Origin of the sequence: Marinobacter sp. BW6 (assembly GCF_008107725.1) — a bacterium.
Taxonomy (GTDB): domain Bacteria; phylum Pseudomonadota; class Gammaproteobacteria; order Pseudomonadales; family Oleiphilaceae; genus Marinobacter.
In genome coordinates, this window is the sequence record NZ_VIRN01000061.1 from 542,432 (window position 1) to 565,758 (window position 23,327).

The window sequence follows — 23,327 nt, forward strand, 5'->3', positions numbered from 1 at the left end:
TGCTTATCGTCACCAGGTAACAACAGAGAGAACAGAACACCATGCCTCAATATCGTTCGCGGACATCCACCGCAGGCCGCAATATGGCCGGCGCCCGTGCCCTTTGGCGCGCCACCGGTATGAAAGACGGGGACTTCGGCAAACCGATTATTGCCGTGGCCAACTCCTTCACCCAGTTCGTGCCCGGTCACGTGCATCTCAAAGACCTCGGCCAGCTGGTGTGTCGCGAAATCGAGGCTGCCGGAGGCGTAGCCAAGGAATTCAATACCATAGCAGTAGACGATGGCATCGCCATGGGCCATGACGGCATGCTGTACTCCCTACCCTCCCGAGAAATCATCGCGGACTCTGTAGAGTATATGGTGAACGCCCACTGTGCCGACGCCCTTGTATGCATTTCCAACTGCGACAAAATTACTCCGGGCATGCTAATGGCCGCCATGCGCCTGAACATTCCCACGATTTTCGTGTCCGGCGGACCCATGGAGGCGGGTAAAACCAAGCTGTCCGAGCACAAGCTGGACCTGGTGGACGCAATGGTCATTGCCGCGGATCCCAACGCCTCCGATGAACAAGTGGAAGAGTACGAGCGTAGCGCCTGCCCCACCTGCGGTTCCTGCTCCGGCATGTTCACGGCCAACTCGATGAACTGCCTGACCGAAGCCATTGGCCTGGCGCTTCCGGGCAACGGCTCACTGCTGGCCACGCACGCCGATCGAGAACAACTGTTCCTGAACGCCGGTCGACAGATTGTGGAGAATGCGCGCCGCTATTACGAGCAAGACGATGCCAGCGTACTGCCTTTGAGCATTGCCTCGACGGCAGCTTTTGAAAACGCCATGGTCATGGACATTGCCATGGGCGGCTCAACCAACACCATCCTCCACCTGTTGGCGGCAGCCCAGGAAGGTGGTGTTCCCTTTACCCTGAACGAAATCGACCAACTGTCACGCCGGGTCCCGCAGCTGTGCAAGGTGGCACCCAATTCGCCCAAATATCATATGGAAGACGTGCACCGGGCCGGCGGCATCATGGGCATTCTCGGTGAGCTGGAACGGGGCGGGCTGATCAACACCGATCTTCCCACTGTGCACAGCAAGACCATGAAAGAGGCCCTGGAGACCTGGGATATCATGCGATCGCCGACCACCGAAGTGGTCGAATTCTACAAAGCCGGACCAGCTGGCATTCCCACCCAGACCGCATTTTCCCAGAGCACCCGCTGGCCAACCCTGGATGGTGACCGGGAAACCGGCTGCATCCGCTCAGTTGAGAACGCCTATAGCTCTGAGGGCGGTCTGGCGGTGCTTTATGGCAACATTGCCCTCGACGGCTGCGTGGTTAAAACCGCGGGCGTGGACGAAAGCATTTTTGTTTTCGAGGGCAAGGCACGGGTCTTCGAGAGCCAGGATTCTGCAGTAGCGGGAATTCTCAGTGATGAAGTGAAATCGGGCGAAGTGGTGATTATTCGTTACGAGGGCCCGAAGGGCGGGCCCGGCATGCAGGAAATGCTTTACCCGACCAGTTACCTGAAATCCAAAGGCCTCGGGAAAGATTGCGCCCTGCTGACAGACGGACGTTTCTCCGGAGGCACCTCCGGCCTGTCCATCGGTCACGCATCGCCGGAAGCTGCCTCCGGCGGGGCCATTGGTTTGATCGAAAATGGCGATACAATCCGTATCGACATTCCGAACCGGAGCATCAACGTTGGACTGGACCAGCACGAGCTGGATCGTCGCCGTGAAGTCCGGGACGCGAAGGGCTGGAAACCGGACCTGCCCCGGGACCGCAAGGTCTCTGCCGCCCTGAAAGCCTACGCGTTACTGGCCACGAGTGCCGATAAGGGCGCCGTTCGGGATCTCGAAAAACTCGACTGAACATTCCGAACCTGAACCAACAAAAAAGCCCGGCAGGGAATCCTCGCCGGGCTTTTTTTGTTCAGGAAACTCGGACTACCAGAGCGACCAGCCGCCATCTTCCTCTTCTTCGATGGCGTCGTCCTGCTCAGGCTCCGGGGCCGAGGTTTCTGCCGCGGAAGAAGCCGACTCCTGAGCCGGTGCGGTGCTGGATGCGGTGGACTGTGATGGCGCCGAAGCGGCAACCTGGACGGAGATCATGCCCAGGGCTTCTTTGGTAGGATCGTCCAGGCTACCGGTAGCCTGAAGACCGTTATCCTGTTGGAACCGGGTCAGCGCGGACCGGGTTGAGTCATCCATCTGCGGGCTGACATTGGTAATGTCGTACCCTGCTCCGTAGAGCGCATTCTTGAGTGCAACGATCTCATCCGCGAAGGCCGCAGGGGCAAAGCCCAGTGTGACCGCCAATCCGGCCGCAGCGGCCAGGCGTCCCAGTCGGGTAGTTGCTTTTCTCATGGTACTCACCTGCTTAACTCCTGATATCTCACCGATATCCGTTTCTTTCTTGTTATGTGGTGCCTATCTCCACAGGCTGGGGCAAACGATTAAAAGACTACCATACTTTCGTCGCATGTCGCCTTACCGGACATCATGCCCCGATTCCTGGCTCTGCCCTCGCGCCTCATCGTCGATACTGACCGGTAGGCGGTGGGCCTCCTCGCTGAACTCACGGATAAAAATCCCCCAGAAAGCCATAAAGAGCGCCGCCACCAATGGCCCCATCACAAATCCGTTGATGCCGAACATGACGATGCCACCAAGGGTCGACAGTAGAACAATGTAGTCCGGAAGCTTGGTATCCCGACCAACCAGTACCGGACGCAGCAGGTTGTCCGCCAGCCCGATGACCACCACGCCGAAGGCTGTCAGTATCGACGCCTCGATCACATCTCCTACCGCCGCCAGGTAGATGGCAGCAGGCACCCAGACCAGCGCGGCACCCACCGCAGGCAGAAGCGATACAATCGCCATGACCACCCCCCAGAGCAAAGCGCCACTGATTCCGAGAACCCAGAAAATCAGCCCGCCCAGAGCCCCCTGGATGATCGCGATCAGCAGGTTCCCCTTGACGGTAGCGCGGGTCACCTCCGCAAACTTGGCAAACAGCAACCGCTCCCGTTCGTCTCCGAGTGGCAGAGCCCGGATAATAAGCTCTACCAGCGCATTGCCATCCCGCAGCAGGAAGAACGCAAGATACACCATCAACGCCAGGCCCAGGAAAAACTGGAAGGTATTCTGGCCCACGCCCAACGCCTGCTTACCCAGGAACTGGCTTCCTCCAACAAAAATGCTCACCGCCCGGTCTCTGAGCTCGGCAAAGCTGATATCGAACTGCGCAAGGAACGCCTGAATAGCAGGAAATGACTGGTTGACCCGATCTATGTATTCCCCGGGCCGTATTTCACCGCTCTGGATTTGTTGATAAAGCGCGACGCCCTCGGCCACCAGTGAAGTCACCAGAACCAAAACCGGGATGACCACGATAAACATGCAGATGCACAGGGTGATCAGAGCATTCACATTGGGCCTGTCCCCCAGTTTTCGCACTAGCAATTGCTGCACCGGGTGGAAAATCAGGGCAATGGCGACCGCCCAGAATATGGGCCCGAAGAAGGGTTTCATTAGAAATACAAAGGCAAGGGAAACGCCGACCAGCAACGCCAGAAAAGTCCGTGTTTCAAGTTTTGCGTACATAGTTTATGCGGTTCCCTGATGTTGGTTCTGCAATTTACCGAGCCATTCTACCCTACCACGCTGGCGTGGCCACTGTAGCTATCTTCGGGTTATAGTGGACGGTTGTTGATCAACTAATAGACAGGTCATGTTGTTGGAACTGGAAACCTTCACCATAGAAACAGCCCTGGATGCGGCCACAGAGTTGCGCAAGGTTCTGGCCGCCAGAACTCACCGACGCAAGGTGATGGGCCAGGAAGTCATGGTGCCCGGTCAGCTCGGCGAGGCCCTGCAGCTGCCACGGATCATCAACCGACTTCAGAGCAAGCAACAGAAGCAACGGGAACTCGGCCTCGAAGACTTTCAGGAGCTCTGGCCTACACTGTCGCCACAGACACGGGAAAGAGTACTGCAGGCCATAGGCTGGTATGACCCCAAGGAGCTTGACTGGGATGACAAGCGCTCCAATCGCCGGCCACTGGTCGATCCTGACGGTTAAGCCGTATAACAGCGGCATCCCGACTTTGAAATGTCATACTTGGCCCATATGTTGGGCAGTATCAGGAGGATATTTATGACTGAACAACAGCAATACACAGCGCTTTTGGCCGAGGGCAGCGCGGTACCCACCCTGCTTTGCGGCCACTGCCACTCGATTCTCTCCAGGGCCCGGATTTTCCGGAACCAAGGCAGCCAGAACCAGAACACGGAATGCCGGACCATCGGCCTCTGCTCAGCCGACGATTGCGGCGCCGTCAATTGTTGCGACGGGGCTCTGGCCCGCGTTGACAACCCCGAGCGCCTATTCGGCATTGCGTCCTGATTCAAAGCGGCAACGCTCTGTTACGCAACTCAAACACACAAATTTTCCATCTGCTTTATCCTGATCTTTGACGATTGTATTAGGGCGTTCTTATCACTGAATGCCCCCGGCAATCACGCAACCAATCAGTCAGGACAGTCGATGGCATGCGTATTCTGAGAACCGATGAAGCCCGCTTCGCAGGTCTTCCGGATTACCCCTTTGCTCCACACCATCTCGACGTAGAACCCGGGCTCCGGATGCACTATGTTGACGAGGGCCCGCGAAGCGCTTCGCCGGTCCTCATGCTCCATGGCGAGCCATCCTGGTCCTACCTTTACCGGCACATGATTCCCCTGGTGGCAAACGCCGGGCATCGGGTGCTGGCTCCCGACCTTGTCGGCTTCGGCAAATCGGACAAGCCGGCGTCGGTGGCTGACTACAGTTATGGCCGCCACCTGACATGGCTGGCCAGCTGGCTGGAACAGCTCGACCTCACCAACATCACCCTCGTGTGCCAGAACTGGGGGTCATTACTGGGCCTGCGACTGGCAGCGGAACACCACCAGCGCTTTAGCCGCATCATTGTGGGGAATGGCATGCTGCCAACCGGCGAAGCGGCTGTGCCTGCTGTCTTCTCGATGTGGAAGGCCTTCGCCACTCACAGCCCCTGGTTCCCGGTTGGACGCATCGTACAACTGGGCACTGATCGTACCCTGAGCAAGGCAGAAATTGCCGCCTACGAGGCCCCTTTTCCATCGGCGGACTTCAAGGCGGGCGCCAGAGCGTTTCCAAAGCTGGTTCCGACCGAACCGGGCACGCCGGACAGCGACGCCAACAAGGCCGCCTGGCAGGTTCTGGAAAAATGGAAGAAGCCGTTCATCACCTGTTTCAGCAGTGGCGACCCAATTACACGGGGCGGCGACAGGCATATGCAGCGCCGGATTCCCGGCGCCCACGGCCAACCCCACATTACTCTTCGTGGCGGGCATTTTCTGCAGGAAGATTCACCGGAAGATTTCGCCCGCATCATCATTGATGCCCTGAAATCAGAAATGGCGGCCTGAGCCGCCATTTCTCCTACCCAAACACGGTTACCGTCTGGCGACTCAAAGCCACCAGCTCGCCTTTGGCGGTCCAAATCCCTGCCTGGGTGTGGCCGTACCCGGCTCCCGCCTGGTCTATCGAGACCTTGTACAACAGCCAGTCTCCCGGCTCCATAACGGGCCTGGGATGCACAATATCCAGCGCCCAACTCAGAGAACTGGTCCTCACCCGCTGCTTCACATACGGCAGGACTGCAGGCGGCCAGGCATCAACCAGGGCAATGATATGGGAATCGGAAAAGGTCTCCGGAGGCGTCCGAAACTGCATCCAGCCACCAAGCTCGCGGCCACCCTTACCACTGAACGGCAGGTTACCGAAGGCCCAGCGCATCTCGATCTGCTGAATAAATTCCGGGGTAACGCCTTCGATATAATCCAGCCCCATGCACTGACTGACCGGTGTTGCTTCAGGTGCCGGAAGGGCGGCCACCTGTACCTCCGACTCCCGATCTCCGCCAAAACTGGCCAGGCAGACCAGCCGGGTTTCTCCTTTCTGGACAATGCGCCCCTGTACCTGACTGACCGCCTTACCTTCGCGCAGAATCTCCGCCTCAAAGCTGGCAGGCTCCTCCGGCTCCACCGGCCCCACAAACGATACCTGCAACGACCGCATGGCACGGCCCTCGGCAACAAGCTTTTGCATGCGTTCAAACATCAGTGCTGCCGTCAAACCACCAAACGTGGCTCTACCCTGGGACCAGCTCCCAGGCATAACCAGTTCCTGGCTTTCACGGGCCGCCCGCAATAATTCGTCAAAGGTCATCTCATGTTCCTGTTAGCAACCTATCGGGATAGTTACGAAGACTGCCCAAGATCGGACGGCAACGCAATGGCAAGTCCCCGGCAACTACCTACAGCCATGCCAGGTTTTTTGCGTATTAAAGCAGCAACAAAACCGCTATAATACGCGCACATCATGCATTGCCCGGCAATGCTCTACCTCCCGAATTCCGAGTGAATCAATGTCTGAATTGTCCTTTGCCGAACTGGGGCTTGATCCAGCCGTACTTGAAGCTGTATCCGCCGTTGGCTATGAAACCCCGTCTCCCATCCAGGCCCAGGCGATACCCGCGCTGCTTGCCGGTAACCATCTGCTGGGCGTTGCCCAGACCGGAACCGGTAAAACCGCGGCGTTTGCACTGCCTCTGCTGAGCCGGATTGACGCCTCTGTTACCGATCCCCAGATTCTGGTTCTGGCGCCAACACGGGAACTGGCCATCCAGGTGGCCGAAGCCTTTACCACCTACGCCAGCAAGTTCCGTAACTTCCATGTTCTGCCGATCTACGGCGGTCAGGATTTTTACCCCCAGATCAAGGGTCTTCGCCGCGGCGCCCAGGTTATCGTGGGCACGCCGGGCCGTATGCTCGACCACCTGCGCAAGGGCACGCTGAAACTCGACAGCCTGAAAGCACTGGTTCTCGATGAAGCCGACGAAATGCTGCGCATGGGTTTCATCGACGACGTGGAAGCGATTCTGGCGAAGACGCCAGAGAACTGTCAGCGCGCCCTGTTCTCGGCCACCATGCCGCCCCAGATCAAGAAGGTTGCCCAAACCTATCTTCGCAACGCAACGGAAGTGAAGATCGAGAGCGAGACCCGCACTGTTGAGCGAATTTCACAGTTCGTGTTGCCTGTCTATGCTGAGCGCAAGCTGGATGCCCTGACCCGCATTCTGGAAGTTGAGCCGATTGATGCCGCCATTATTTTCGTGCGCACCAAAGCGGAAACCACCATGCTGGCCGAAAAACTCTCGGCTCGGGGCCATGCAGTCGCGCCCCTGAGCGGAGACCTGAATCAACGCCAGCGGGAACAAACGGTTGAAGACCTGAAGCGTGGCAAGAAAGACATTATTATTGCCACCGATGTGGCAGCGCGCGGTCTGGACGTGTCCCGTATCACGCACGTCATCAACTACGACGTGCCCTACGACACTGAAGCATACATCCATCGGGTTGGCCGTACCGGTCGTGCCGGTCGCGAGGGCAAGGCGATCCTGCTGGTAACACCCCGCGAGCGCAGTTGGCTGAGAACGCTCGAACGGGCAACGAACTCGCCGATGGAAGCTTACGAGTTGCCATCGCCCGTCGAGCTCAAGAAAATGCGGGAGCAGCAGTTTGAAACCCAGCTGCTGGCGTTCGCCGAAGACAAGAAGCTGGCCAAGACTATGGCCCTGCTGGACGAGATTGCCGAACGCAATGAGATGGATATGGCCATGGTAGCCGGCGCCCTCGCCTGCTGGATGGAAGCAGCTCAGCCAGGCTCCCTGCCGTTGGAGCAGCCGGAGGCTTTGCCAACCGTGTCGGCAACACCTCCTCGCCGTGATCGCAAAGGTGGCGGCGGCCGTCCAGGCGAGAATCGCAAGGGCCCGAAAGGCGGTTTCAAGAAAGGTGGCCCGAAAGGACGTAGCGGTCCCGGTGGCCCCGGTGGTCGCGGTAAGCCTCCCGGCAAGGGCGGCAAGCCCGCAGGCAAGCGCCCACCTCGCCAGGCTTAAGCCTGGCGCTGATAGACCACGAAACTGTAGTCGTAAGGGTTATTATCGGACGCGGAGAAATCCTCCCGTCCGACTTCTTCCCACTCATCCCAGTTTACTTCCGGAAAAAACGCATCCCCGTCCACCTCAGCGTGCACCTGGGTGATGTACATGCGATCAACCATTGGCAGCGCCTCGGCGTAGATCTGCCCGCCACCAATGATCATCACTTCGTCGCCACCTTCCAGCTCTGCCTGCGCCTCGGCCTTTACCAGCGCTTCGGGCAATGACGTCGCGGCCACCGTTCCGGTTGGTGCTTCCCAGGCTTCATTCCGCGAGATCACCACGTTCATCCGCCCCGGCAATGGCCGACCGATCGAATCCCAGGTCTTCCGGCCCATAATAATAGGCTTGCCCATGGTGGCCTGTTTGAAATAACGCAGATCACCCGGCAGATACCAGGGCAGATTGTTGTTACGTCCAATGACCCGGTTACGGGACATGGCGACGATCAGGGCTTTTCTCATGTACTCGCCTCTTCTGGGTTCGGTCAGATGGCAATCGGCGCCTTGATGCCCGGGCAGGGGTCATAGCCCTCAAACTCGAAGTCTTCCAGTTCGTACTCGAAGATACTCGCAGGCTTGCGCTTGATCACCAGTGTCGGCAACGCGCGGGGCTCGCGCTTTAGCTGCTCGAAGACAATATCGTCGGTGAGGTGGTTCTGGTAAAGGTGGCAATCGCCAAAGGTATGCACGAACTCACCGACACCCAGGTCGCACTGCTGGGCGATCATGTGCGTCAACAAGGCATAGGAGGCGATATTGAACGGCACGCCCAACACAATTATACGACTGAAAAACTGCACAATCCGTTAGGTTGGGTGGGTTGAACCACCAATATCGGATTGTGCATTTTAAAAAGTGCACAGTCACCCCCAACAGCCAGGCCTCTCAAAATCCACATTTTATTCAAATTAATCAGACAGTTAGATCAGAACCATAGTATATCTGAGTTAAAAATAACTTTCACGGGTTTGTGCATTTCAATATCTGAGAAACAAGATAGGCCTCTGATCGTTGAGCATGGGTGGGTGGGTGGCAGAGACATAACCTATATTGTGTTTTGAAAGGAAATTAATCGCAAAGGTTTTTTCAAATCGCGTATAGCCAGAAACCAGAAGATTCTTGGTGAGGGGTTGCAGTCGAAGATTGCAACCCCCTTCGCCAGGATACTCCCTGTGAATCGACGTAAAGAGACCGTGTCCTCGCTCTTCGGGCTGCGGACTGAGCCGACCACCCCTTAACGCTTTACGCGTTGTAGACGTGATACTTAAGGTACTTGCGTACTCGCTCACAATCGCCAGACAGCATTGCTTCTAGCGGTGTCTGGCCACCAAAGGCGGCGTTTGGACGCGATGGCCATCGGCTGGCTCGGTCAGCGTCACCTTCATAGATTGCATAGAGGGAGTCTGCAATTGAGAGCACACTCAAGACATTTTCATACTCATCCAGCAACTGGTCTTTCTGCTGCGGGTCCAGCCTCCACGTTGTCAGTATCTGAAACGCAGCGTCGCGGCGAGACTGTTGAGTTGCAGCATCCATGGCGTATCTCCGGTTGCGATTGTCACACTTGTGAGTATAACCGAGGATGACTTGATGATGGCCACCGCCAAGGCGGCGCAATTTCCAGGGTGGATGATGCATTCTTAATAAGTAAGATTGGTAAGTAAGTCAGGAAGACTCTATTTCTTTTGGGTGGTCAATCTGATTCGACATCGATTCGATGGTCGCCTCAAGGGCCTCGGTCTTTCTTTTGGCCTGACAAAGCTCCTCAAATATGCGATATCGCTCCACAGTCTCTCGTTCGACCCTGCCCTGGGTAACGGTTAACGGTCCCTGAAGTTCAGACTCCTTTCTCTAGTGCATTTCTTCCTCTAGCTCCAATAGACTCTCCAATCTCTAATCTCTTTTCCGCCTTCGTTGCTAGTTCGTCTCGAAGATTTTCAAATACCACATACTGACCTGCCTCGCAGTGACCTTTATCGACAAATGCAAGCCGGCTTTTAAACAAAAGCGAACATTGGCCTCGCACTGTGATTCGGTTCTAGATTGAAAGAACCGACTGGATTTAGTGCGAGTTCAAACTAGCAAGCTGTTACTCTGGGGGTTGCCTCGAATCGAAGAAAGCCCGGAGAGTTTAATGAAATACGTTCGTAACATAAGTGGGGCGTTTACAGGCGGAGCCTTAGGCGGGCTTTTGGACAGCTTCAATATCTGGTTTATGGGAAAGGTAGGGTTATCAGACCTTATTGGTATATCAATGAAACCAGATTTCACCGCACCTTGGTTGTATCAGCGAATGATCTGGGGTGGGTTGTGGATGCTGCGATTACTAATACCCGTTTGGAAAGATCGCACCATATTACGTGGCATGGCGGCTAGTATCTTTCCTTCAGCAATGGTGCTGCTTGTTGTTTTTCCTTCAATGAACAAGGGTGTACTAGGTTTGGAGTTTGGCATCGCTATGCCAATGGTTGTGATCACCTTGAACTTCATTTATGGGATATTTTCAGCTTACTGGTATGTGGCGACTTGCTCCAATCAAAACCATAAATAACAAGTCAGGTCAGCGGACCCGTGAGACGCACCGCTGCCTTCAGCGTTATAAGTAATTACTATGCCGAACGTTTATTTGAATTCACGATCAAAGCGAATTATCTGACATGAGAGGGCGTGTCCTTTCCGAATCTCATGATGAGGAAAAAAGGAGGGCGTTGATCGGGCTGCCCTAGATGCAGCGGCTGCCACCAAACGTGCGCCACCTTTTTTCAACATTCAGCAAAACAATGTATTTGGGCACTGGCCCTCACGACGCTCCCACTGAACAGTCGTATGCTGGATGCCAAAGTGCTGATTCAGCATTTCAGCGGCCTCACTGATCACTTGGTCGTCACTCTCGGGGTCGGGTTTCACCAGGTGAACGGTTAGCGCGTTTTCGGTGGTACTCAGAGCCCAGATGTGGAGGTGATGGGCCGATATTACTCCTGGCAAGCTTTCAAGACGTTCATGGACAGCCGAAGGATCAATCCCTTTGGGGACGGCATCTACCGCTAGGTTGACGGAGTCTTTCAGCAACTGCCAGGTGCCCACAAAGATCACAACGGCAATAACGAGACTCACAATTGGATCAATCCAGGTCAGGTTGGTGAACATCAATATCGTGCCGGAGATCACGACGCCGACCGACACTGCGGTATCTGCGGCCATATGCAAGAAAGCGCCCCGGATATTGATGTCCCCTTTCTGCCCTTTGAGAAAGAGCATCATGGTTGCGCCGTTAATCAGTACCCCAATGCCAGCCACGATCACCACGGTCAGCCCGGCGACGTCGGCAGGATCTGTCAGGCGCTGAATGGCTTCCCAGGTAATACCACCGACAGCGGCGATCAGAATCAGAGCGTTAAACAGGGCCGCCAGAATCGTGGTTTTCTTCAGGCCATAGGTCTTTGCGTTGGTTGCCGCTTTGCTGGCCAGCCAACTGGCTGCCCAGGCCATGATCAACCCCATAACATCGCTGAGGTTGTGGCCGGCATCAGCAAGCAGCGCCAGCGAGCCGGATATAACCCCGTACACTGCTTCGATGACGACAAACAGGATGTTGAGGAACACAGCAATCGCAAAGGAGCGGTTATGGGTGTCGAAATGATGGCTGTGGTCGTGACTGTGATCGTGCATTTTTGCCTCTATCAATGATCAACAACGATGCTGGCGTAGCTATGAACCCTTTAGCAACTACAGGGTCAAGGGCTTGCCACTGATTTGCGGTACGCTGAGCGTAACCCTACTGATCGCGTGTTTTTCCCAGCACCTCGGCCAAGCCTTCGGGCACCGGCATGGGTGCAAACGCGCTGACATTTGCGCGACCGGTATTTCCGACCGGAACCCAAATTCGGGAAAAGACCAGGGCGGCAATGGTTCGAATTGACTGCCCCAGCACTTCACGAACGTCTCTTGTCCGCCACCCTAGTCTGAGCATTCGCAGATGGGTTGCAGCGTGCGCCAGAGCAAATTTCTGGCTGAGGATATGGGCTCGCTCAAGGTGAGCGAAGGCTGTCTGGAAATCGCCCGCCCATTCCGCAACGCGTGCCGCTTCAAGCTCCGTAAGATAGGACGCCTTCAATTCACTGTGCATGGATGTTTACTCCCCATGAAGGCAACGACGGGCCAATAATCGAACACCTGACCCCGAAAGGTTCAGCCTTTCAGTGCCAGTATGCGTTTGGCACCTATCAATACGATGGCACCAACAATTCCCCCAATAATCAGATCTGGGTAGTTGGACCCGGTCCAGGCAACGAGCAGCCCCGCAAGTATTACCCCCAGGTTGATGACCACGTCGTTGGCTGAAAATATCCAGCTGGCTTTCATGTGAGCACCGCCTTCACGATGTTTGGCGATCAGGAGAAGGCAACTGATGTTGGCAACGAGAGCAACAGAGGCGACAGTCATCATCATTAACGATTGGGGATCACTGCCAAACAGAAAACGCCTGCCAACTTCAATCAGTACACCGGCGGCAAGAATAAGCTGAAGAACACCAGCAACATGCGCAGCCCTGACCTGCATTTTGATGCCATGCCCAACAGCGTAAAGCGCGAGCCCGTAAACCGCAGCATCAGCAAGCATGTCTAGCGAGTCTGCGATCAAGCCAGCGGACTGGGCGATCAGGCCCATCGTCATCTCGACCAGAAACATCAGAGCGTTGATTGCCAGCAGTATCCATAAAGTGCCGGATTCTTCGCTTTCGTTGGCTATAGACGATTCAGCCGCTCTGACGGATTCAGCGCTGGCGTCTTCTGTCCTCTGCAAGGAAGCGCCCAGGCCCAGGTTTTCCAGTTTGCTGGTAATAGGACCGGTTTCTCCATGGTGGATAATTTCCAACGTACGACCCGATAAATCGAATGACAGCGACTGAATGTTTTCAACGCCAGTCAGTGCCATTCGAATCATTCGCTCTTCCGAGGGACAATCCATTTTTGGTATTCTGTAGGTGCTTAGCTGGCTACCTGTTTCGGCGGTGGCGCGTCCCTGAAACTTGTCATCTACGACAGAGTCTTCACTGCCACACTGCCCATTGCAGGGTTTGCTCATTTTCTCGGCTCCGGTTATCGTGCAAATGATGTCATTTAAAACCCTGTAGCTACTACAGGGTCAATGACTAATCTACTCTAGTAGTCGTCAAAATCGGCGTTTGTCTGGATAAAGATCTACAATGATAAGTGCGATGGTGTGGGCATCTAATTTTTTTCGGGGGTAAACTTTATGATTTCATTTAAAAGACTTACAGCAACCGCTGCGTTGTTGGTTTTTCCTGCATTCGTGCTAGCGCATGGTGATCAAGGCTCATGGCAAGGGCATGGTCCTGGCATGATGATGGATCAGGAGCAAATGCAGCAGATGCACCAGAACTGGTCCCACATGAACCAGCTGATGCAACGCATTCCTGATGAAGCTTCACCGCAAGAACGGCAACAATTGATGCGAGAACACAGAGAGGCGATGCAAGAGCAAATGGGTTTTATGCATCACGGTATGATGGGCCCCGGCATGATGCGGGGCCAACGGGGCATGATGGGGGGCCAGCATATGATGAATGGCAGCCAACCAAAAAATGGTGATGGTCCGACTACCGAACAACAAATTCAGATGATGCAGGAGCGCATGGATCAAATGCAGCTGATGATGGAGCAAATGCTGCAATACCAGCAAAATCTGAAGGTAGAGTGATCGAGAAGCCTTCAAATACTTCTGTTTAACAGACGCTTAGTGTCTGGCGAGTTTGATAGGCTGACGTTTGTGAAAACGGCCCAGTAGCTGGCTTTTAGTCTCTACGATCCGTGACCTTTTACGGCTGAAAGTTGGTGCTCTGGGCGCTACTTCGAATGTTCGCTTTGCGACCAAGGCGACTCACGGGCCTCAGCTAAACAAAAGCGGACATTCAGAAACGATCGAATTGACCAAAAAGCGGTATACGTCCGGTGATCCCATCTTGAGCCGCGCGCTGAAAAGGTCTTTCTGGTTTTCAATTACTGCACCGGGGTAAGTCCACGGACGTTTTAAAGCCGTCCTTGGAAACCGGGTAGAACCCAAGAGGTTGATTGGTTCAGAAGCTAACCCTTTTGGCCTCTTGTCCCAATACCTCCCTCATGTAACGAAGCAATGAGCGGGCACGCGATGCTGTCCGGCTGTGCGTGGCATTGACTGACCATATCGCTCAGAGCCATCTCAATTTTGACCAGCCTTTCGATCTTTTCACGCACATCCTTCAGCTTGTGCTCGGCGAGCGCACTGGCTTCCTCACAGTGGGTGCCATCTTCCAGCCGCAGAAGATCGCTTATCTCGTCGAGACTGAAACCCAGGTGCTGCGCCGTTTTCACAAAGGTCAACCGATCAATATCGGCGAAACCGTAGCGTCGAATGCCACCCGGAGGCCGCTTGGGTTCCGATAACAGACCACGCCGCTGGTAATAGCGGATCGTCTCTACATTTACGTTGGCCGCCCTGGCCAAGCCGCCAATAGTCATTGAATTGGCTTTAACCGACATGCTGCTTGACTCCGTAGTTGACTACGGAAGTAACCTTATCTCATCAAGTCCATGGGCAACAGGTGTAAACGTCATGTCGAAATTCAAATCTAAATCCGGAGGTGCTTCTCTCGCTGTCGGGGGGATTGCTGGAATTCTCGCCTCGGCTTGCTGTCTCGGGCCATTGGTACTTATCACTCTGGGCGTTTCCGGTGCCTGGATCGGCAATCTGACATCTTTGGAGCCCTATCGACCGCTGTTCATTGGCGCGGCCATCGTCGCCATGTACCTCGCCTGGCGACGAATCTATCGCCCTGTAGAGCAATGCTCACCCGGTGAAACGTGTGCGATCCCTCAAGTCCGAAAGACCTATAAGGTGATCTTTTGGGTAGTTACGGCTCTGGTACTGGTCGCTTTAGTGTTCCCTTACATTTTGCCCCTATTCTACTAAACGGAGATTTTCCTCATGCGTAAACAGCTTGTACTTGCCATGTTCCTCACTTTGCTCAGCATGTCCACCTGGGCTGCGTCTCAAAAAGTGACTCTCTCGGTGCCTGACATGACCTGTTCTGCGTGTCCGATCACCGTCAAGCTGGCTTTAAGTAAGGTGGAAGGGGTATCGCAAGTTTCCGTGAGCTACCCTGATCGAGAAGCCGTCGTCACCTTTGACGATGCGCTCACTTCCATAGAGGCGCTCACCAAGGCCACGAGCGACGCTGGTTACCCCTCCACTCCCACGGCCTTCGAGGCGACCCCGGAGGGGCAATGAAGAATCCGAAGAACCTGCTTAGGGTTGGCATAGTAGGGACTATTCTGGTTGCACTATGCTGCTTCACACCGATTCTGGTCATTTTGATGTCCACCGTGGGACTGGCCGCCCTGACGGGCTATCTCGACTATGTGCTTCTTCCGGCACTGGCGGTATTCATTGGCCTCACGGTCTATGCGTTCTGGCGGAAAAAACACTATGAGGCCAGCCACGAGAGCAATTCCAAAGCTCAAAGGAGTTTCCCGAGTGAAAAATGACACCAAACTGCATATTGCGGTAATCGGCAGTGGTGGTGCCGCCATGGCGGCTGCCCTGAAGGCAACAGAGCGCGGTGCCCGCGTCACCCTGATTGAACGTGGGACTGTCGGCGGCACCTGCGTAAATGTTGGCTGCGTGCCCTCGAAGATAGTGATTCGTGCAGCACATATCGCGCACCTGCGAAAAGAAAGCCCGTTTGACGCGGGCATCAGTGCTGCGGCTCCTGAGGTAGACCGAGCGAAACTGCTTCAGCAACAGCAGGCACGAGTGGAAGAGCTGCGTGACACCAAGTACGAAAAGATACTTCGAGAACACAAGGACATCACAGTCCTGAACGGTGAGGCCCGCTTTCTCGGCACAGATAGCCTGGTAGTCACGTTGGCTGAGGGTGGTGAAAAAACGGTTCATTTTGATCGCGCCTTTATTGGAACCGGAGCCAGACCGGCAGAGCCGGCAATTACGGGGCTGGCAAACACTCCTTACCTGACATCAACCAGTGCTTTGGCGCTGGATACGGTTCCCAAACGGCTGATCGTGATTGGTGCCGGTTTCGTTGCCCTGGAATTGGCTCAGGCATTCGCCAGACTCGGTAGCAAGGTTACTGTTTTAGCCCGGAGCCGTTTGTTGTCCAGTGAGGACCCTGCAATTGGGGAAGCCATAGAGGCGGCTTTTAAACGGGAAGGGATTGAGGTGCTTCGCCAGACCACACCCAGCAACATGGACTATAGCGACAACGAGTTCATCGTCGAGACGCCTGCCGGCAACTTGCGAGCCGATCAGCTGCTGGTGGCGACCGGTCGAACTCCCAATACCGAGGCCCTGAACCTGGCGAGCATTGGCGTGGAAACCTCACGCGACGCAATTCAGGTGGATGAGCATCTGCAAACCACGGTCCCCGGAATATACGCTGCCGGAGACTGCACCAATCAACCGCAGTTTGTCTATGTCGCCGCTGCCGGGGGCAGCCGGGCCGCCGTCAACATGACGGGAGGCGAGGCCAAACTCGACCTCAGTGCCATGCCCGGGGTCATGTTCACCGATCCTCAAGTCGCCACCGTTGGCCTCACTGAAGCCGAAGCAGTTGCTCGGGGTTATAGCGTGGACACCAGGCTCCTCGACTTGGAAAACGTGCCGCGTGCGCTAGTAAACTTTGACACCCAAGGATTTATTAAAATGGTGGCAGAGCGCAACTCAGGCCGTTTGCTTGGGGTGCAGATTGTCGCAGCGGAAGGCGGTGAAATTATCCAAACGGCAGTGATGGCGTTACGAGCAGGTTTGACCGTTCAGGAAATCGGCGATGACTTGTTCCCTTATTTGACCATGGTTGAAGGACTCAAGCTCTGTGCGCAAACGTTCACCAAGGATGTAAAACAGTTGTCCTGCTGTGCCGGATAAATGATGTGAGCACGGCTTTAAGCTCTGGTGATGGGTTCCTAATGACCAATCGTTCCGATGCCATATCTTGCACGACCATCATTGAAAGAGCCTCATGGCCGAGCACGTGGATCATTACCTGACTGCCCAGGTTGTCCTTTGCTGTGGCAGCCAGTTGGCTACTTCCACTTGGTGTAAGTTTCAGCCAAATAGCCCCCTCAGAGATAACCGCAGTTTCAATGGCCTCGCTGGTTAAATTAACCGTCAGGCCTTCGCTCTCTTGAGCGTTCACGGGTTGCGATTGGACACTGCAAGCAGCCCCGATAATCACCAGGGTGAAAACACACAGTCTTAGTAACATGGATTGGGTGGCATCCCTTCAGTCCAAGTTGATTCGACACCATATGAAACGATGAATGCATCAGATTTTGTTGATACTTCACCTGCTTGAACTCATTTTCAACTTGTTTAGAACCAGACCGGTCTAATGGTTCAACGATTCTGGGCAGGCCAGCAGTTTGATTAAATGCTTGGGACCGGTTAGAGAATGAGCAATAGTTGGCAAATCTCTAACAATTGATTATGGTTTTGCGCTCCGACTGAACGTTCGCTTTGCGACCATCCCGCATTCCAGGCAATAACCAAACAAAAGCGAATATTCGTGAGCCCTTTTTAAGGTCCACGCTTCCATCGGAAGGCGTTAAAGAATTTGTTCATGATAAGTACCCCAAACAATAACTGGATACTATCCGGACAGTGGCAAAGCGACGCTCAAGAGGGGTTACTGGACACTTTCTCCTTTAGTCACGAGATGATCAATGAGATTGGTCAGCATCGTTTTCCGACGAAATGCCTTCGGCTGCGCATTTACGTGTCGCGCTAGAACCTCGGGGTCACCGATAATATGCACTTCAGACACAGCCCTCGTGATTGCCGTGTAGATCCAGCTTCTATCCAACATGGGGGAGTCTTTGAGTAAAATGATTATTCGATCAAACGGGCTTCCCTGAGCTTCTTGGAGCATTATCCCGTATCCGAGGCTAAGATCGTCAATCAAGGCACCTTCGAGTTCGACCACGTCGCCGGTATCTAGCTTGACTGAACCAACAACATCGCCCGCCTGGTCAACGCTAGTAAGCTTTCCGAAACTCGTATTCTGCACTCCAACGCTGGGATGATTTTGCGTAAACAATACTTGGTCATGCAGCCTCAATTGAGGGCGAAAATCTTTTCCGTCCAGATTGCGGTTAAGCAGTGGAGACTGCCCATTTACCTGATCTTGTATTTCACGGTTAATCTTATCAACTAGCAATTTGGTCGGCGCTATTACACCAGACCCAGCAGGTTGCTGTACGTAGAGTTGAACGGCTTTTTCCAATGCTATATCGGGATCTGATAACTCGTGGAAATGGATGCTTCCCGTGCTGAGTAGCTCCGGCACTTCACCCAGATTGATCGCGTGGGAATACTCGGGAATACCAGTGGTCACTTTTGGGCGCTTTACAATGTCCAGCATTGTATTGGGCACATGTTTTGAACGTGTTAGGTCGCGCAGTATCTTGCCAACCCCAAGAGGCGGTGACTGACTGGGGTCGCCGGTCAAAACCAGCTTACAATTGGGGTTTATGTGATTGATGAGGCGGTACATCGTCGGAAGATCGATCATGGAGGCTTCATCAATGACCAACAATGCTTTTTCATGGATTACAGGGTCTTCGCGGAGGAATCGTGCAACCGTCATCGTCACATAGCCCACTGACTCATGCAGGCGCATTGCTGCTCGACCAGGCAAGGCTACCGCGTTAATGCTGTATCCCAGACGATCGGCGGCTTTCAAGAAGGCTGCTATTACAGTTGTCTTGCCGGTGCCTGCACCTCCGGTGATGGCGCTGATGCCCTCGGTAAGACTGGTATAGATTGCAAGCGCCTGCTGGCTGGTCAGCTCGTACGGCAGATCCCCGATGACGTCATTTACCAGCAGTTCTTCGTTCTCGGTGAGGGGCTGCCTGGCGTCAATCAAATGTTTTAGGCGCTTAGCGACAGCCAATTCTTGTATGGCTGTCGCCGTTGCGTGAAAACGTCCGTCCGGGTGATAAAGCGCAACATCAGGCGAGTTTTTCAGCCACTCAATACCCTCATTACAAAGCGCGGGCGACAAGAGATAGTCGGAAGCCTTTGTTTTTAGCTGGCTGACTTTAACCCACGTACTACCGTCCTTCATTTTATCCTTGAGGGCCTGCACCATCGCAGCTCGTGTCCGTTCCTGAGGATACCGTTTTTTCTCCCAAGCATGGCCGAAACGATGATTCAGGATACCGTCTACCTTTCTAAAGTCGAGCCCAAAGTGCAGCAGTTGATAGGGGTCAGCCTTAATGGCGTCAACGGTTCCAAGCCCATGGTGTCTCAGAATTCGCCTTTGGATAGAGTGAGGTATTCTGGCCTTTGACATCCACACTGTGTGCCGTAAGTTTACATATTTTTCATAGCCGGTGAGCAAAGCCCTCATGGATTGTTCGGAGAGCAATTCAGAGAGGGCTTCATAATCCTCGGGAGCCCCGGCGGTTAACATCCGGTGTATGTCCTCACCGAATCTCGCCCAAATTTGGCGTGCTTTACCGTCTCCTATGCCCTTGAAAGCCTTGTCGTCGGCGATGAACTGCACAAATGTTTCGCCGGTATCAGGCAGGAGAAACTCAAGGGTTTCCGGCTCCCGATACTGGTGCTCCTGCGTTTTGATATGACCTTGATCACGCAGGTAGGTTCTTTTGTGACCTTCTACGCGCCAGATCTGCCCTGGAGTCGGGTCAACAGGCAAACATTCTGAATTCGCAACGATAGACACGTTGTAGGTTGCCGATGCAGTGGTCTGATCTTCTCGAACCGGAACGCCACGGATAATTGTTGCTGTAGCGCGACGGAACGGCACTTGTGTGACGCGCACAAGCTCGGATGCACGAGTTAGCTCGGGCATTTTAAAAACACACTTAAACCATCGTTTACCGCGTCAACCGTTTCTTGGTGAGCCGCGAGCCGCGCCTTTAGTCGCGCATTTTCCTGCTGCAATTTTTCAAACTGCACTTTGAGATCCTGATTCTCTGCTTCGAGCTTCCCGAGCCGGCCATGATCCAACGCATGCTTCTTGGATGAGGCATCATAACGCTTTGGTGTTGCTAAAGATTGCTTTCCCACCTCGGTCAGTGGCGGCAGCACGCCGCGCTCCCTGAGTTGGTCTTCGAGAGCTTTTAGAACAGCTTTTACTTTTTCATTTTTCTTGATGGCTTGATCGGACAAGCCAGCCAACTCCTTGACTTTCTGCCTATTTAGGATGCCTTTAGGCGCATAGACGATCTGACGAAAATCATCATCAGACATTGACTTCGCCCATCGATGAAAATTTTCGAGATAGATCCGACCCTGTTCCTGCGGACTCGGCACTACTCAGCCTCCAAACGGTTATTTAGTGCTGTGTACAGCGTTGTGCGGGACACGCCATACTCTTTTGCTAAATCGCTCTTAGAGGCCCCATTAGAGAGCTTCAAAGCGATCTCTGAGAGATCCTCATGCGACAATGATTTCCTACGCCCGATCTGCTTGCCTCGCTTTCTAGCTGCCTCCAGACCTTCCTTTCGCCGCTGGCCAATCAGACTTCGTTCAAATTCGGCAAAAGCTCCAAGCATATGCAGCATGAGCGATGCCATGGGATCATCTTTCTGGGATGCAAAGGTCAACCCCTCGGAGTGGAATCGAACAGTCACATCGCGCTTTACCAGATCATCAACGATTGAAAGCAGGTCAGACATGTTGCGGGCAAGGCGATCAATGCTGTGGACATGGAGAGTGTCGTGTTCTCTAAGGTATTCGAGGCAAAGTTTGAGAACTTCTCTCGATCCTGCGTTCCGTGCCGATAATCTCTCTTCAAATACCTTATCTAGCTTGACGCCATCAAGCTGACGATCAGTCTTCTGAGAAGCTGTTGAAACCCTAATGTAACCAACTTGTTTTCCTGACATAAAACCTCGCCAAAACGTTCATAAATCATTATATGCTTTCTGAACGCCATGTCAAGAATTATCATTATATGGTTTTTGGACAACACTTTTATTGACATACGGACGTTTAAACAAAGTGTTCAAAAAGTATAGTTTAATGAACAGATGAAGATGTCGTTTCTGTTGTCCATCTTATTGCTTTACATGTATCGCAGTGGCAAGACACGAGAGGGACATGATCACAGCGTCCACACGTTGGTAAAGTGACTAGGTAACCTTCCCTGGTTGTAATAGCACCGAAATCATATTCATCTCTGAAATCTCGATATTTATTAGCCAAAGAGTCAGGTAACGGGAAATCGCCTTGAAAAAGGTCAAATCTCGGCATCTGGGAACTCAGATTGGATCTACGATCCATAAATTTGGAGATCATCCACCCGCCACACGCTTCACATGAGCAACCAGGAAAGGTATATGCTGGAAATCTAATATACAGCTTTGATTGCCAGTTTAGACCGTAAACTTCTGATATCCTTTTATTTGTCTCTTTACGAATGTAATAAGAATCTAATATCGGCTTCCAGCAAATAACCTCACCCATAACCGTCCTCCAAATTCCCATTCTCTGCGCTAAATGGCCAATAATGCCAGTCATTAAAATCCGACCAAGGCGCAATTATTCCATCATAATATCCATTCAGGCAATACCAAAGAACGACTGAAAAAGGGCCAAAAAATCCAGCGGATTGGGCGGGGCCGCGAAGGCATAAATTCATGCAACTAGAAAAACAGTCAACTTAGATTAAACTGAGTAGACTTTAGCTAAAATACTTAATCTCAAAATCCAGAAATAATATTAAAAATTTATGTCAACCAAACCATCTTGGGTAGCACTTTTCGTAAACAACTCTCATTTTTTCAAATTTGCGCGCGATATATCTACGACCAACCTTGCCTGACTCATTCTCAATTATAGTCATCGGCTGGCTCCAACAGATCTTTTTCAGCTCTCCGCGCAATACTGGATCCCTGAAAACCAATTTATTCCACAGCATCTCTTCTAATCCGACTTCACCATCTACCGAGGCTGCATAAAGTAAAAGGTCTTTGTCTGGCTCCGGATGGTATCGATAGACTCCACGACGGATCGCTCTATCCATACTAAGCTTTAATCTTTCAAACTCTGACCTTACAGGTGGGTATAATTTTATGAGGTGAGATCTTACCTGCTCAAAGATAACATCTTCACTATCGACTCCAAGCTCAGGATCAAATAAATCAGGGTCCCGCCATTTAGACATCTGCTCCTCTATTTTTATTGGAGGTAGATATTCTGAATTGAAACTTGCCAGCATCTTTTGATCTTGGAGGCATGGCTTCCAAACTGCTCGCAAAGGCTCTGCTATATCCCGCAGTGCAAGTGCAGTATACTGAGAAACCTCAAGCCTTTCGTAGAGCCGCCACGACTCATATATAGGCTTGTAATAGTGAATTTCGTCTAACACAGAATCATCATCAAATATCGGCTTTTCATAGGACTTTTGCAGTCTCTGATTTCCTGAAAAACAAGAGAGCATGCTCATCCAATCATCTTCGCCAACTAGTGAAAAGAAATCTGTGCGCCGCAGAAAATTAATTATAATGTCGTCTGGGATATTCGGGTTTGCAATTAAAATTCCTATCGCCTCTAGACCTTCATCCTCAAGATTATTAGCAACATCATCAAGAAGATCATCCACCCAGTTCCTGGCTATTTTATCTCTAGACACACCCACACCAGAGAGTGCGGCATATCTAATACTGCTGTCTTCAAGTGAATACAAGCGCTTCATGGTATTACTCGAAGCTCCAAATTTAGCAAGCCCGAAGTTTACTAACGAGCTATTGAGCGCTAGGAGTTCTTTTTCAAAGGTTCTCTCCTTGCTCCAAGGATAATTCTCACTTGGATCGAAGGGATTAGTTTTCAGCCATCTGTAAATATATTCTGGTGAATGAAATGGTAAGTCATCCGGAGCGAAGTCTGCGTGAGCCTCTGAGTCATAAATATCCATTTTGATTTCCCACAATCGATCAACTTTGAGATCGCAATAGCCATTATCCTGCGGCACTAGATTTCAAGTCTTGCGAGGATGGAACTGGCCCACGCTTCGCAGTTGCGCCGTTGGAATTCTTATCTCTATTCTGCCTGCCGCACTCAGAGCCCCCATTACTCTGATAGGGGGCAACTCGGTCATGATAGTTGAGAATCTAGGCAGAGACCCTAGGAATTTCGATCGGCTACCGTGAAGTGCGGAGGGTTCAGCATAAGAGGAGGCATCAAGATCTCAGAAGCGGTGCAAACTAAACGGAACAGTGAAACTGTCCAGAGTCCCCCGCGTGCTTTGA

Annotated in this window: 25 protein-coding genes and 1 pseudogene; 11 read left to right on the plus strand and 15 right to left on the minus strand. The window is 53.0% G+C overall.

Annotation, left to right across the window (positions count from 1 at the left end; translation table 11 throughout):
- The first annotated feature begins 41 nt into the window (after positions 1 to 41).
- Positions 42 to 1,877 carry a dihydroxy-acid dehydratase gene (ilvD, locus tag FMN52_RS08215; RefSeq protein WP_148608168.1) on the plus strand — a complete coding sequence of 612 codons (1,836 nt, stop codon included), beginning with the start codon at positions 42 to 44 and terminating at the stop codon, positions 1,875 to 1,877.
- A gap of 75 nt (positions 1,878 to 1,952) precedes the next feature.
- Here ilvD and FMN52_RS08220 read toward each other — a convergent pair whose 3' ends face one another.
- Positions 1,953 to 2,372: a peptidoglycan-binding domain-containing protein gene (locus FMN52_RS08220; RefSeq protein WP_148608169.1), complete on the minus strand. Its 420-nt coding sequence runs from the start codon at positions 2,370 to 2,372 to the stop codon at positions 1,953 to 1,955.
- Between the two features lie 123 nt (positions 2,373 to 2,495).
- Positions 2,496 to 3,611, minus strand: coding sequence for an AI-2E family transporter (locus FMN52_RS08225; RefSeq protein WP_148608170.1), 1,116 nt, complete (start codon positions 3,609 to 3,611; stop codon positions 2,496 to 2,498).
- Between the two features lie 127 nt (positions 3,612 to 3,738).
- Between FMN52_RS08225 and FMN52_RS08230 the strand changes: the two genes are divergently transcribed.
- The 3 genes from FMN52_RS08230 to FMN52_RS08240 all read left to right on the plus strand — a co-directional run bounded on the left by FMN52_RS08230 (position 3,739) and on the right by FMN52_RS08240 (position 5,459).
- Complete coding sequence (locus FMN52_RS08230; protein ID WP_148608171.1) at positions 3,739 to 4,089, plus strand: hypothetical protein; 351 nt, start codon at positions 3,739 to 3,741, stop codon at positions 4,087 to 4,089.
- A gap of 75 nt (positions 4,090 to 4,164) precedes the next feature.
- Entirely contained in the window at positions 4,165 to 4,413 is a 249-nt protein-coding gene (locus FMN52_RS08235; RefSeq protein ID WP_148608172.1) for a hypothetical protein, read from the plus strand.
- A 146-nt stretch (positions 4,414 to 4,559) separates the two neighbouring features.
- Entirely contained in the window at positions 4,560 to 5,459 is a 900-nt protein-coding gene (locus FMN52_RS08240) for a haloalkane dehalogenase (protein WP_148608173.1), read from the plus strand.
- Between the two features lie 13 nt (positions 5,460 to 5,472).
- Here FMN52_RS08240 and FMN52_RS08245 read toward each other — a convergent pair whose 3' ends face one another.
- Positions 5,473 to 6,261: a thioesterase family protein gene (locus FMN52_RS08245; protein WP_148608174.1), complete on the minus strand. Its 789-nt coding sequence runs from the start codon at positions 6,259 to 6,261 to the stop codon at positions 5,473 to 5,475.
- Between the two features lie 199 nt (positions 6,262 to 6,460).
- Between FMN52_RS08245 and FMN52_RS08250 the strand changes: the two genes are divergently transcribed.
- Positions 6,461 to 7,990 (plus strand): DEAD/DEAH box helicase, encoded by a 1,530-nt coding sequence (locus tag FMN52_RS08250; RefSeq protein WP_148608175.1) that lies wholly within the window; start codon positions 6,461 to 6,463, stop codon positions 7,988 to 7,990.
- Here the strand turns inward: FMN52_RS08250 and FMN52_RS08255 are convergent.
- The 3 genes and pseudogenes from FMN52_RS08255 to FMN52_RS08265 all read right to left on the minus strand — a co-directional run bounded on the left by FMN52_RS08255 (position 7,987) and on the right by FMN52_RS08265 (position 9,570).
- A complete protein-coding gene (locus tag FMN52_RS08255; RefSeq protein ID WP_148608176.1) occupies positions 7,987 to 8,496 on the minus strand; it encodes a dihydrofolate reductase in 510 nt (169 codons plus the stop codon). The genes FMN52_RS08250 and FMN52_RS08255 overlap by 4 nt on opposite strands.
- A 23-nt stretch (positions 8,497 to 8,519) precedes the next feature.
- Positions 8,520 to 8,807: pseudogene (gene thyA, locus FMN52_RS08260) on the minus strand (thymidylate synthase); the annotation flags it as partial.
- A 469-nt stretch (positions 8,808 to 9,276) separates the two neighbouring features.
- Positions 9,277 to 9,570: an MbcA/ParS/Xre antitoxin family protein gene (locus FMN52_RS08265; RefSeq protein ID WP_162525028.1), complete on the minus strand. Its 294-nt coding sequence runs from the start codon at positions 9,568 to 9,570 to the stop codon at positions 9,277 to 9,279.
- 598 nt (positions 9,571 to 10,168) lie between these two features.
- Here FMN52_RS08265 and FMN52_RS08270 point away from each other — a divergent pair.
- Positions 10,169 to 10,585 carry a hypothetical protein gene (locus FMN52_RS08270; RefSeq protein WP_148608178.1) on the plus strand — a complete coding sequence of 139 codons (417 nt, stop codon included), beginning with the start codon at positions 10,169 to 10,171 and terminating at the stop codon, positions 10,583 to 10,585.
- Between the two features lie 218 nt (positions 10,586 to 10,803).
- Here FMN52_RS08270 and FMN52_RS08275 read toward each other — a convergent pair whose 3' ends face one another.
- From FMN52_RS08275 to FMN52_RS08285, 3 genes are all read right to left on the minus strand, one after another.
- A complete protein-coding gene (locus tag FMN52_RS08275) occupies positions 10,804 to 11,703 on the minus strand; it encodes a cation diffusion facilitator family transporter (protein WP_148608179.1) in 900 nt (299 codons plus the stop codon).
- Between the two features lie 106 nt (positions 11,704 to 11,809).
- Complete coding sequence (locus tag FMN52_RS08280) at positions 11,810 to 12,160, minus strand: DUF3703 domain-containing protein (RefSeq protein WP_148608180.1); 351 nt, start codon at positions 12,158 to 12,160, stop codon at positions 11,810 to 11,812.
- A 62-nt stretch (positions 12,161 to 12,222) separates the two neighbouring features.
- Entirely contained in the window at positions 12,223 to 13,119 is an 897-nt protein-coding gene (locus FMN52_RS08285) for a cation transporter (RefSeq protein ID WP_148608181.1), read from the minus strand.
- A gap of 171 nt (positions 13,120 to 13,290) precedes the next feature.
- Between FMN52_RS08285 and FMN52_RS08290 the strand changes: the two genes are divergently transcribed.
- On the plus strand, positions 13,291 to 13,755 hold the full coding sequence (locus FMN52_RS08290; RefSeq protein WP_008169412.1) for a hypothetical protein: 465 nt from the start codon (positions 13,291 to 13,293) through the stop codon (positions 13,753 to 13,755).
- 383 nt (positions 13,756 to 14,138) lie between these two features.
- Here FMN52_RS08290 and merR read toward each other — a convergent pair whose 3' ends face one another.
- Entirely contained in the window at positions 14,139 to 14,573 is a 435-nt protein-coding gene (gene merR, locus FMN52_RS08295; protein WP_062785079.1) for an Hg(II)-responsive transcriptional regulator, read from the minus strand.
- A 73-nt stretch (positions 14,574 to 14,646) separates the two neighbouring features.
- On the opposite strand from merR, the gene merT reads away from it, so the two are divergent.
- The 4 genes from merT to merA are packed head-to-tail and all read left to right on the plus strand — an operon-like array spanning position 14,647 to position 16,974.
- Positions 14,647 to 15,003 carry a mercuric ion transporter MerT gene (merT, locus tag FMN52_RS08300; RefSeq protein ID WP_148608182.1) on the plus strand — a complete coding sequence of 119 codons (357 nt, stop codon included), beginning with the start codon at positions 14,647 to 14,649 and terminating at the stop codon, positions 15,001 to 15,003.
- A 15-nt stretch (positions 15,004 to 15,018) separates the two neighbouring features.
- The gene (merP, locus tag FMN52_RS08305; RefSeq protein WP_148608183.1) at positions 15,019 to 15,321 is read left to right on the plus strand and encodes a mercury resistance system periplasmic binding protein MerP; all 303 of its coding nucleotides are present in this window, start codon (positions 15,019 to 15,021) and stop codon (positions 15,319 to 15,321) included.
- Positions 15,318 to 15,578, plus strand: a complete 261-nt coding sequence (merF, locus tag FMN52_RS08310; RefSeq protein WP_148608184.1) for a mercury resistance system transport protein MerF — start codon at positions 15,318 to 15,320, stop codon at positions 15,576 to 15,578. Before merP ends, merF begins: the two co-directional genes overlap by 4 nt.
- Positions 15,568 to 16,974: a mercury(II) reductase gene (gene merA / locus FMN52_RS08315; RefSeq protein ID WP_148608185.1), complete on the plus strand. Its 1,407-nt coding sequence runs from the start codon at positions 15,568 to 15,570 to the stop codon at positions 16,972 to 16,974. Before merF ends, merA begins: the two co-directional genes overlap by 11 nt.
- Here merA and FMN52_RS08320 read toward each other — a convergent pair.
- The 5 genes from FMN52_RS08320 to FMN52_RS08340 form a co-directional block, all read right to left on the minus strand.
- Positions 16,934 to 17,314 carry a hypothetical protein gene (locus tag FMN52_RS08320; RefSeq protein WP_148608186.1) on the minus strand — a complete coding sequence of 127 codons (381 nt, stop codon included), beginning with the start codon at positions 17,312 to 17,314 and terminating at the stop codon, positions 16,934 to 16,936. The two genes, merA and FMN52_RS08320, sit on opposite strands and share 41 nt — an antisense overlap.
- Before the next feature lie 420 nt (positions 17,315 to 17,734).
- On the minus strand, positions 17,735 to 19,924 hold the full coding sequence (locus FMN52_RS08325; RefSeq protein ID WP_148608187.1) for an AAA family ATPase: 2,190 nt from the start codon (positions 19,922 to 19,924) through the stop codon (positions 17,735 to 17,737).
- Positions 19,912 to 20,388, minus strand: coding sequence for a VPA1267 family protein (locus FMN52_RS08330; protein WP_275898172.1), 477 nt, complete (start codon positions 20,386 to 20,388; stop codon positions 19,912 to 19,914). The genes FMN52_RS08325 and FMN52_RS08330 overlap by 13 nt, the downstream gene beginning before the upstream one ends.
- Complete coding sequence (locus FMN52_RS08335) at positions 20,388 to 20,963, minus strand: recombinase family protein (RefSeq protein ID WP_148608189.1); 576 nt, start codon at positions 20,961 to 20,963, stop codon at positions 20,388 to 20,390. The genes FMN52_RS08330 and FMN52_RS08335 overlap by 1 nt, the downstream gene beginning before the upstream one ends.
- An 848-nt stretch (positions 20,964 to 21,811) precedes the next feature.
- Positions 21,812 to 22,993: a hypothetical protein gene (locus FMN52_RS08340; protein ID WP_148608190.1), complete on the minus strand. Its 1,182-nt coding sequence runs from the start codon at positions 22,991 to 22,993 to the stop codon at positions 21,812 to 21,814.
- Positions 22,994 to 23,327: the final 334 nt, after the last annotated feature.